Genomic DNA, 9664 nt, shown 5'->3' on the forward strand with positions numbered 1-9664 from the left:
CGCCCCTACGGGCCTGATCTGTTAAAAGCTCCGGTGCTCGGCGCGGCAAACGGGACAGAGTGCCCGTCGTAACATCAGTCAGCACGGTTAGGCATAGCTGGACGGGGCATGTTGCCCCGTTCGAAACGTTTGGCACTTGAGGCACCTAACCGTGTAGGCTGGGTTGGAGCTTTAGCAGAAACCAAGCATTTCGGAGCCGCCCATGCCGGGTTTGTCAAACCAGCCTACCGGTTTCAATCGTAGGGTACGCACCGCGTACCGTTTCCAAAGTCTGTTGACTCCGAGAAGGTACGCAATGCGTACCCTACCTATTAACGGATCAAATCGTAGTTGTAATCCGTAGTGCCCATACCTTTGGTCTCCTTGTCCAGTTGCTCCAGCACGGCATTCACCAGCGTGGTCAGCATGTAGATGGCGCCTTCGTAACCAAGCGTCGTCATTCTGTGCAGGTGATGACGGTCGAAGATCGGGAAGCCGATGCGGATCAGCGGCACTTCGTGCTCTTCACCTTTATAAACGGTGTCGCGCTGGATGAATTTGCCGTATGAGTTGCCGATCATGAAGTCCGGTTTGTTCGTGAACATCAAGGAGCGGAAATGCCATAAGTCTCTGCCGATATGCACCTGCGTGTTCACGCCGTAAGGTGAGTCGGCCAGCATTTTGTTCATGGCTTTCTGCCAGCGCTTGCTGGCGTGGTTGCACAGCACGTCGCTTGGTTCAGCGCCCACTTCGAGCAGGAATTTGGTCATGCCCATGACGAAATCGGCATCGCCGTACAGGGCGAATTTCTTGCCGTGCAGCCAGGCGTGCGAGTCGGTCATCATGTCCACCAGACGGCCGCGCTCCAGTTCCAGCGACGCAGGGATCGGCTTGCCGGTCAGCTCGGAGACTTTCATCAGGAACTGGTCGGTCCATTCCAGGCCCATCGGGATGTTGATGGCGGTGGCCGGCTGGTTCCAAGTGGTTTGCACGAACTTCTTGGTTTTTTCCAATTGCCAAGGTTGCAGCAGCAGCGTGTCGATGGCGTTGGGCGCGTCCTTGATCTCGGCTTGCGTGGTGCCGCCCGCGTACATGCGGAAGGTGCCGTCAGCCGGCGTGTCGAGAACTTCGGAAGGATCGCTCAGCAGCGAGTAATCGACGCCCATTTCCTTCATCATGCGGTGCATGACGCGGAAGTTGCCCAGATAGGTTTCAAAACCCGGCACCAGGTTGATCTTACCGTTGGAGCCGACTTTCTTGTCATCCATGTGGTTCAGCGTGAAATAGCGGACCATGCCTTCGAACATGTTGTCCCAGCCGGTGGTATGGCTGCCGACGAAGCTCGGAGTATGCGCGTAAGGCGTCGGATAATCCTGTTCGACATGGCCGGCATTCTTGGCGTTGTTGATGAAGGCGTTCAAGTCGTCGCCGATAACCTCCGCCATACAGGTGGTCGATACGGCGATGATGTCGGGCTGGTACAGGGCTTTCGCGTTTTCCAGGCCCGCCATCATGTTTTTCTGGCCGCCGAAAACGGCCGCGTCTTCGGTCATGGAATCGGACACGCAGGCAATCGGCTCCTTGAAATGGCGATTGAAGTAAGTGCGGAAGTAAGCTACGCAGCCTTGCGAGCCATGCACGTAAGGCATGGTTTTCTCAAAGCCCAAGGCGCAGAGTACGGCGCCCAGCGGCTGACAGGCTTTTGCCGGGTTAACGGTCAGGGCTTCGCGGTTGAAATTGAGATCCTGGTATTCCTTGGTGGTCGTCCACTCGAATACTTCGTCAATTTTTTCCTGAGGGTGGCGTTCTTCATAAAGCGCGCGTTTATTAGCCAGGTTTTCCTTGTAGTCATCGTTTCTGAACAAAGGATAACTGGGTTGTATGTTTTCGACTTTTTGACTCATAAATAATCTCCTGTGCGCCACTAATCCGTGGACGACATATTGAGAATTGATAGGGTACGCACGCGCACCATTTCCAAATTTTCACGTAGGGTACGCATCGCGTACCAGCGGGTAAGGTACGCAGTGCGTACCCTACCTCCGTATTAGGCGCTCGCCGCCACGGCTACCGCATCGCTTTCAGCCGTTTTCCAGGGCACTTTCACTTGTTTCCAGCAAGGGTTGTTCAAGGTCATGTCCATATCGCGGGCGAAGATGGCGAAGCCGTCATAGCCGTGATAAGGGCCGGAATAATCCCAGGAGTGCATTTGCCGGAACGGGATGCCCATTTTCTGGAAGATGTATTTCTCCTTGATGCCGGAGCCGATCAGGTCCGGCTGGATTTTCTTGACGAATTCCTCGAATTCGTAGCCGGTGACGTCGTCATAGAGCAACGTTGCATTGCCCATTTCCTTGATCGTGCGGTCGTAGTCGTCGTTGTGGCCGAATTCATAGCCGGTGCCGACCACTTCCATGCCCAGGTCTTCATAGGCGCCGATCACATGACGAGGGCGCAGGCCGCCGACGTAGAGCATGACGCGTTTGCCCTGCAGGCGCGGTTTGTACTTGGCGATCACGGCGTCGTATTCGGCCTGATATTTGGCGATGACTTTCTCCGCGCCGGCCTGGATGGTTTCATCGAAGTGCGCGGCGATTTTGCGCAGCGATTCGGCGATTTTGGTCGGGCCGAAGAAGTTGTACTCGATCCAGGGGATGTTGTACTTTTCTTCCATGTGCCGCGCGATGTAGTTCATCGAACGGTAGCAGTGGATCAGGTTCAGTTTTACCCTGGGCGTGTTTTCCATTTCGGCAATGGTGCCGTCGCCGGACCATTGCGCCACGACGCGCAGACCCATTTCTTCCAGCAATGTACGTGAAGCCCAGGCATCGCCGCCGATGTTGTAATCGCCGATAACCGCTACGTCGTAAGGGGAGACTTCATAGCCGATTTCTTTGCCTTCGTTACCGTCGAGAACCCAGTCGCGGATGGCGTCGTTGGCGATATGGTGGCCCAAGGATTGCGATACGCCGCGGAAGCCTTCGCAACGCACCGGAACCACGGGTTTGCCGATTTCCTTGTTGGCTTTTTTGGCGACCGCTTCGATATCGTCGCCGATTAAACCGATCGGGCATTCCGACTGAATGCTGATGCCTTTGTTGAGCGGGAACAGCTCTTCGATTTCATTCATGATCTTCGCGAGTTTTTTATCGCCGCCGAACACGATGTCCTTTTCCTGGAAATCGGAGGTGAAGTTCATGGTGCCGAAAGTATTGACGCCGGTCGTGCCGACGTAATAGTTACGGCGGCCGGCGCGTGAATACTGGCCGCAGCCGACCGGGCCGTGGGAGATGTGGATCATGTCCTTGATCGGACCCCAGACCACTCCCTTTGAACCGGCATAAGCGCAACCGCGGATGGTCATGACGCCGGGTTGGGATTTGCGGTTCGAGGTAATGCACTTGTTTGATTTCTCAAGCGACTGGTCATTGACCGCCAGGTGCTTGGCGCGGTCTTTTTTCGCTTGCTCCGGATAGACTTCAAGCACTTCCTGTATGAGCGCTTCGGTCTCTTCTCTTGTCATTGCTGCCATGTTGTTTCTCCTACTTATGCCGTGGGCAATCCCCCAACAGACAAGGTTCAGGACTGGAGGGCGGAGGCACCGCCCTCCAGTATTGCGGGACGGTTACTCTGCTGAGGCGACTACACCGATGATGGATTCGTCTTCTTCGTCCATCAGGCCGAATTCCATCATTAATTCTTCCAGTTCATCCATTGAAATCGGATGCGGGATAATGAGGTTCTTGTTATCGCGGATTTTCAGCGCCAATTGGCGGTATTCGTCGGCCTGTTTGGCGTTCGGATCGTATTCGATAACGGTCATGCGGCGGATTTCGGCGCGTTGCACGACGTTGTCGCGCGGCACGAAATGGATCATCTGGGTGCCGATTTTTTCAGCCAGCGCCATGATCAGCTCATCTTCACGTGCTGTATTGCGCGAGTTGCAGATCAGGCCGGCCAGACGCACGCTGCCTGAGTTGGCGTATTTGACGATGCCTTTGGCGATGTTGTTGGCCGCATACATGGCCATCATTTCGCCCGAACAGACGATGTAAATCTCTTGCGCCTTGTTTTCACGGATTGGCATGGCAAAGCCGCCACACACAACATCCCCAAGAACATCATAAAAAACGAAATCGAGTTCATCATCGTAAGCTCCTTCTTCCTCGAGGAAGTTAATGGCCGTGATTACACCGCGGCCGGCACAGCCGACACCGGGCTCTGGGCCGCCTGATTCAACGCATCTGACACCGCCGAAGCCGACTTTCATTACATCTTCCAGTTCTAGGTCTTCAACGCTGCCGGCTTCAGCCGCCAGACTCATGATGGTTGTTTGCGCCTTGGAGTGCAGGATCAAACGGGTGGAATCGGCTTTCGGGTCACAGCCCACGATCATCACCTTGTTGCCGGCTTCAGCCAGCGCGGCGACCAGGTTTTGTGTTGTAGTGGATTTGCCGATCCCACCTTTACCGTAAATTGCACATTGACGTAATGCCATGATTTTCTCCTTACATAGAACGTTGTGGTTGATTACGCAAGGGTATAGAGCAAGTGGCGTGCCAATTGGCGAATGTCTTGTTAAATCATTGATTGTCATGTTTTTAATGAGAGTTGCGGCAGGCTGTTTCTGCGTAGTATTGCGGACATTTTGTAGGGTTTATGTAGATTTGTTCACAGAGGTTGCAAGGCATGGGCGGCCTCGAATGCTGGATTTAGCAAGCCACCCTACCTGTAACTCTGTAGGGTACGCAATGCGTACCTTTTTAGCTGGGATTTGTCGGAAATGTCGCGAACAGAACAATCCACAATGAGAAAAAGCTGACATCACGCCATTGGGGAGTGAATTTAAATTATTGTTATTTATGCGTAAAAATTGATTAACAGCAATTGGATTGCTTCTTGCTTAAGTACCGATACACATAAGCCTTAAAGGAGTTAATCATGTCTTCCAATATATTTTCCGAAATATTAAGCGGTCTTTACGAGAATAAAATCGTGCCTTATTTAGGCCCGGGCGTACTTTTCGATGCAACCAATAAAAAGACCGGCGAGCCGATGCCGGCCGACAGCACCAGCCTGATTCTGGCCATGAACAATGGCCAGCCTATGGCGCCCAAACTCATGTACGAGTTTCCCAGGGCGGCCATGAACCAGGAGCTAAAGCGGGGCAGAAATTTTCTGAGCCAGTTTCTCACCAAGGTCTATGGCGAAACGGAATGGACTCGAGCCGCCTTGCATGACTGGCTGGAAGAGTGGCGGCCGGCTTATGTCATCGACATCAATCGCGATACCCAATTGCAGGATAGTTATAAAGATGACGAGCATACGCTGATCGTGGGCATTGCAAGAATTGCCGCCCAGCCGCATCGCTACAAGCTGTATCATTTCGACGGCAGCGATTATTTCGAGATTCCGCAGGAGCAGGTCGACCCGCGCCTGCCGATTTTATTCAAGCCGATGGGAACGCCCAGGCCCGAGGCCAGCTATATAGCCTCGGATGCCGATTATGTCGATTACATCACCGAGCTGATGGGCGGCTTCGCTATTCCCGAGTTTCTGAAGGAGTACCGCAAGCAGAAGCAGTACCTGCTGATCGGCATGCCTTTGAACCGCGATTCCGAGCGCATGGTCATGAGCGATATTATTTATGCGGCAGCCGAGCCTAAAGGCTGGGTGCTGAATAAAAATCCGACCGACAAGGAAAAGCGCTTCTGCAAGAAAATGGGCCTGGAAATTCTCGAGGCCGATGTGAGAGACCTGCTCGATGCCGCTGGCTTTTTGCCGCCTTATAAAAAATCGGCGTAGACGCGTTTGTAGCGATAGCTTTGCTTAAGCCTTATTGACCAAACCACGAAGGGCCGGAAGTTCTTTGAGGTTTTTGCGCGAACTTCGTGGCGGGCATGTATCCTGAGTTGCATTTATTGGTCTGTCAGGACTTGACGCTGATGCCTGAAAAATTCATAGTGCCTGTTAAATAGTTATCACCGGCATCGGCTGCCGGTTGTTCAGTTTCTCAAAAAAACAGGTATATCAGTAATGCATGCTCGCGCACTTAAACTCTTGCAGCATCATCATGATTTTGCAGTCATTCATAAAAAAGGCGAAAGACGGACCAAACAGGTTCTGGTTCTCACATTCCTGACCATGGTCGTGGAGATTACGGCCGGCACGCTGTTCGGTTCGATGGCGCTGCTCGCCGACGGCTGGCACATGGGCACCCATGTGGCGGCCTTCATGATCACGATCATTGCCTATCGCTATTCGCGCATCCATGCCGACGACGACACGTTCGCCTTCAGCCCCGGCAAAGTGGGTGTCCTGGGCGGATTCGCCAGCTCCATCGCACTGGGTGTCGTGGCCTTGATGATGTTGATCGAATCGGCAGAGCGTCTGCTGAAGCCTCGCATCATCCTGTTTGACGATGCTATCGCTATCGCGGCTTTTGGCCTGTTTATCAATCTGATCTGCGCCCTGCTGTTGAAAGAGCACCATTCCCATCATCACGATCATGATCACGCGCATGGCCACCACCATCATGATCAAAATCTCAAAGCCGCTTACATGCATGTGCTGGCTGACGCGCTGACGTCCGTGCTGGCTATTGCTGCGCTGGTATCGGGGAAGTATTACGGCTGGACCTGGCTGGACCCGGTCATGGGGATAGTCGGCGGGATGATCATTATCCAGTGGTCTTACGGTCTCATGAAAGAGAGCAGCCCGGTATTGATGGATGAAAGCATCGATCCAGGCTATAAAATAGCCGTCAAGAGAAAAATAGAGAGCGATGCCGACAACCGCGTTTCAGACCTGCATATCTGGCGCGTGGGTCCCAAACACTACGCGATCATTTTGTCGGTCGTTTCGCATACGCCCAGGCCGCCTCAATATTACAAGGCGCTGCTGAAGGATTTTCACAGGCTTTCGCATATCACCGTCGAGGTTAATAAATGCTACGGGGATGAATGCATAATCGAGGAATAATTACGCGCTGTAGGGTCGAATTCATTCAATCGGAGATCGCTTCAGAATTCCCGAACAGGAACCTATTCGTTCAGTAAGCGGCCAAAGTTGTAACAATACATGATGCTGGGATTCCGGGCAGCCGGGCCGGGAGTTCCTTAATTTATGGGTAAGGCCTTTATGAAAATCCATCCTCCGCTTTATTACGGCGATTATCTGCAACTGCCTAAAATCCTGAACGCCCAGGCGCCTGAAAGCGCGAAATACGGCGAAGAAGTTCATGACGAGACGCTGTTCATCGTCGTCCACCAGACCTATGAGCTCTGGTTCAAGCAGATTCTGCATGAGCTGAATTCCATCCGCGAGATCATGGCGCAGCCGTTTGTGCCGTCCACGGACCTTTACGTGATCAATGCCCGGCTGGAAAGAGTCACTGCCATTCAGCAGGTTTTGATCGATCAGATTCAGGTCATGGAGACCATGACCACACTGGATTTCATGGAGTTCAGGGATTATTTGGTGCCGGCCTCCGGCTTTCAGAGCCTGCAGTTCCGCCTGGTGGAAGCGGTACTGGGCATCAGGCCAGAACACCGGATGGACATCGAAAAGCAATTCATCCATTCCCGCCTCAAGCCGGAAGACAGGCAGGCACTGGAGAAGGAAGAAAGCAAAGTCGGCATTTTTGAACTGCTGGAGGCATGGCTCGCGCGCATGCCTTTTTCCCGGTTTGAAGACTATGATTTCTGGGGCGAGTACGAGCTAGCCGTACATAAAATGCTCAAGCAGGATCATGAGATCATCCTGAACAATCCGGGCCTGGATGAGCCTTTGAGGGCGATGGAGCTGAGAAACCTGGAAACGACGCGCGAAACTTTCGCGACGCTGCTGGATGCCGATAAATTTGCCGGGCAGCGGGCGCAGGGCCGGTTCAGGCTGTCGCAGAAGGCGATGCTGTCGGCCGTGTTCATTTTTCTGTATCGCGATTATCCTGCGCTACAGATGCCTTTTGAAATTCTCAGTTCTCTGGTCGAAATCGACGAAAAGTTCACGATCTGGCGTTTTCGCCATGCGCTCATGGTGCACAGGGTACTCGGCACCAAAATCGGAACCGGCGGCTCTTCAGGGCACGAATACCTGAAATCGACCACGGAAAGAAACCGCGCCTTCCTGGACCTGTTCAATCTGGCGACCTTCCTGATGCCCAAGTCCATAGCGCCGGCGTTGCCAAAGGTTATTAAGGATCAGCTGGATATCGTCTATGACGCTCACCAATCCTAAGCGGTTTTACAGCCGATTCCTGAAAGGCCATGCCGGCAAATTGCATTTCCGCGCCCATTCCCATCATTTCTGGCCCGATGTCTCTCGTGAAGCTCAAATTGCTTATTGGGACGACTGCGCCGTGCTTGGCGATGAAAAATGGGACAGGATTTTCTCCGAGACGATTCCGCGCACGCAAAACCATATCGCCAAAATCCTGGGGCTGAAAGAGCCACGGCAAATCGCGCTGGCGCCCAATACCCATGAACTTGCCGCGCGTTTGCTGTCGCTGTTTCTGGGCAGGAAAAGCTTGAGGATTCTTACCACAACCAATGAATTTCACTCCTGGCGCCGGCAGTTTCTGAGACTGATGGAAATTCCCGGGATTACCATCCGTCAGGTCGATGCGGCGGATTTTCTTCGGGACAGGGCTGCTTTTCTGAACGACATGAAGTCCGAGCTTGCCAAAAGCTACGACCTGGTTTTTCTGAGCCAGGTTTTCTTCGATTCGGGTGCGGCCTTGATGGATGGCGACATTGAATCGCTGGTAGCGGCGGCGCCTGATTCGACGCTCTTTGCCGTCGATGGCTATCACGGTTTCGCGGCCATTCCTTGCAACTTGGCCAGACTGGAAGGGCGAATTTTCTATCTGGGCGGCGGCTACAAATACGGCCAGGGCGGCGAGGGCGTGGGTTTTATGGTCGTTCCGAAAGGCAACTGGCGTCCGGCCGATACGGGCTGGTATGCCGAGGTTGCGCAACTGTCCAGGCCGGCCGGGGAAGCAGTCGGCTACCCGGATGACGGCATGGCCTTCATGGGCTCGACGCAGGACCCGAGCGGCTTTTATCGTTTTAACGCCGTTTGGGATTTGTTCGATGCGGAAGGCATCGATATTCGGGGCATTCACAGTTATGTCGTAGGATTGCAAAAGGCCTTTCTTGACAACCTGCCTCAGCGTTTCATGCAGGACTGGTCGCTGACGCCTTTGTTTGATCCTGTTCTGGACTGGCACGGGCATTTTCTGACCTTCGAAGCGGCTTCTCTGGAAATCGCCGAAAAATGTCTGCAAATTCTGAACGATAACGATATTTTGATAGACCGCAGAGGGACTCGGCTGAGATTCGGATTCGGGCTTTATCAGGATGAAACCGATGTCATTGAGCTCTGTCGGCGCCTTGAGGAATTGGCGGGATAATCTCAATAACTGATGTTTAAAATGCTGAATTTGATCTGACCGTTTCAAGCATTCGTTTGGAGGAAATTTGACGGTGATGATCTCAGTTCGGCCATAACCGGTCGATTATAAATGGCGTATGAATGGCTAGTGAATCTCGGGAAGCAGCCCGTCATAACGCAAAGGGATGGCAGGAGGCGGGCGAAACCTGCTGTAAGCCAGTCCCACTTGACCGCCGTGTTGGACGAAGCCGCTAACGCGGAGAAAAAGCCCCAGTGCCCGATTATTTATAGA

At 53.3% G+C, this 9664-nt stretch carries 7 protein-coding genes; 4 read left to right on the forward strand and 3 right to left on the reverse strand.

Annotated features, from left to right (window positions below):
• Nucleotides 1-311: 311 nt before the first annotated feature.
• The 3 genes from nifK to nifH all read right to left on the reverse strand — a co-directional run bounded on the left by nifK (nucleotide 312) and on the right by nifH (nucleotide 4477).
• Nucleotides 312-1883, reverse strand: a complete 1572-nt coding sequence (nifK, locus tag IT781_RS20830) for a nitrogenase molybdenum-iron protein subunit beta (protein WP_194972097.1) — start codon at nucleotides 1881-1883, stop codon at nucleotides 312-314.
• A gap of 143 nt (nucleotides 1884-2026) precedes the next feature.
• On the reverse strand, nucleotides 2027-3511 hold the full coding sequence (gene nifD / locus IT781_RS20835; protein WP_194972098.1) for a nitrogenase molybdenum-iron protein alpha chain: 1485 nt from the start codon (nucleotides 3509-3511) through the stop codon (nucleotides 2027-2029).
• Nucleotides 3512-3604: 93 nt separating this feature from the next.
• The gene (gene nifH / locus IT781_RS20840) at nucleotides 3605-4477 is read right to left on the reverse strand and encodes a nitrogenase iron protein (protein WP_194972099.1); all 873 of its coding nucleotides are present in this window, start codon (nucleotides 4475-4477) and stop codon (nucleotides 3605-3607) included.
• 443 nt (nucleotides 4478-4920) lie between these two features.
• Here nifH and IT781_RS20845 point away from each other — a divergent pair, with 443 nt between their 5' ends.
• From IT781_RS20845 to IT781_RS20860, 4 genes are all read left to right on the forward strand, one after another.
• Entirely contained in the window at nucleotides 4921-5784 is an 864-nt protein-coding gene (locus tag IT781_RS20845; RefSeq protein ID WP_194972100.1) for an SIR2 family protein, read from the forward strand.
• 231 nt (nucleotides 5785-6015) lie between these two features.
• Nucleotides 6016-6960, forward strand: coding sequence for a CDF family Co(II)/Ni(II) efflux transporter DmeF (gene dmeF, locus IT781_RS20850; RefSeq protein ID WP_194972101.1), 945 nt, complete (start codon nucleotides 6016-6018; stop codon nucleotides 6958-6960).
• 159 nt (nucleotides 6961-7119) lie between these two features.
• Nucleotides 7120-8217: a tryptophan 2,3-dioxygenase family protein gene (locus tag IT781_RS20855; RefSeq protein WP_194972102.1), complete on the forward strand. Its 1098-nt coding sequence runs from the start codon at nucleotides 7120-7122 to the stop codon at nucleotides 8215-8217.
• Nucleotides 8198-9391: a selenocysteine lyase gene (locus IT781_RS20860; protein ID WP_194972103.1), complete on the forward strand. Its 1194-nt coding sequence runs from the start codon at nucleotides 8198-8200 to the stop codon at nucleotides 9389-9391. Before IT781_RS20855 ends, IT781_RS20860 begins: the two co-directional genes overlap by 20 nt.
• The last annotated feature ends 273 nt before the right edge of the window (nucleotides 9392-9664 follow it).

This window comes from Methylobacter sp. BlB1 (assembly GCF_015476545.1).
Classification (GTDB): Bacteria; Pseudomonadota; Gammaproteobacteria; order Methylococcales; family Methylomonadaceae; genus Methylobacter.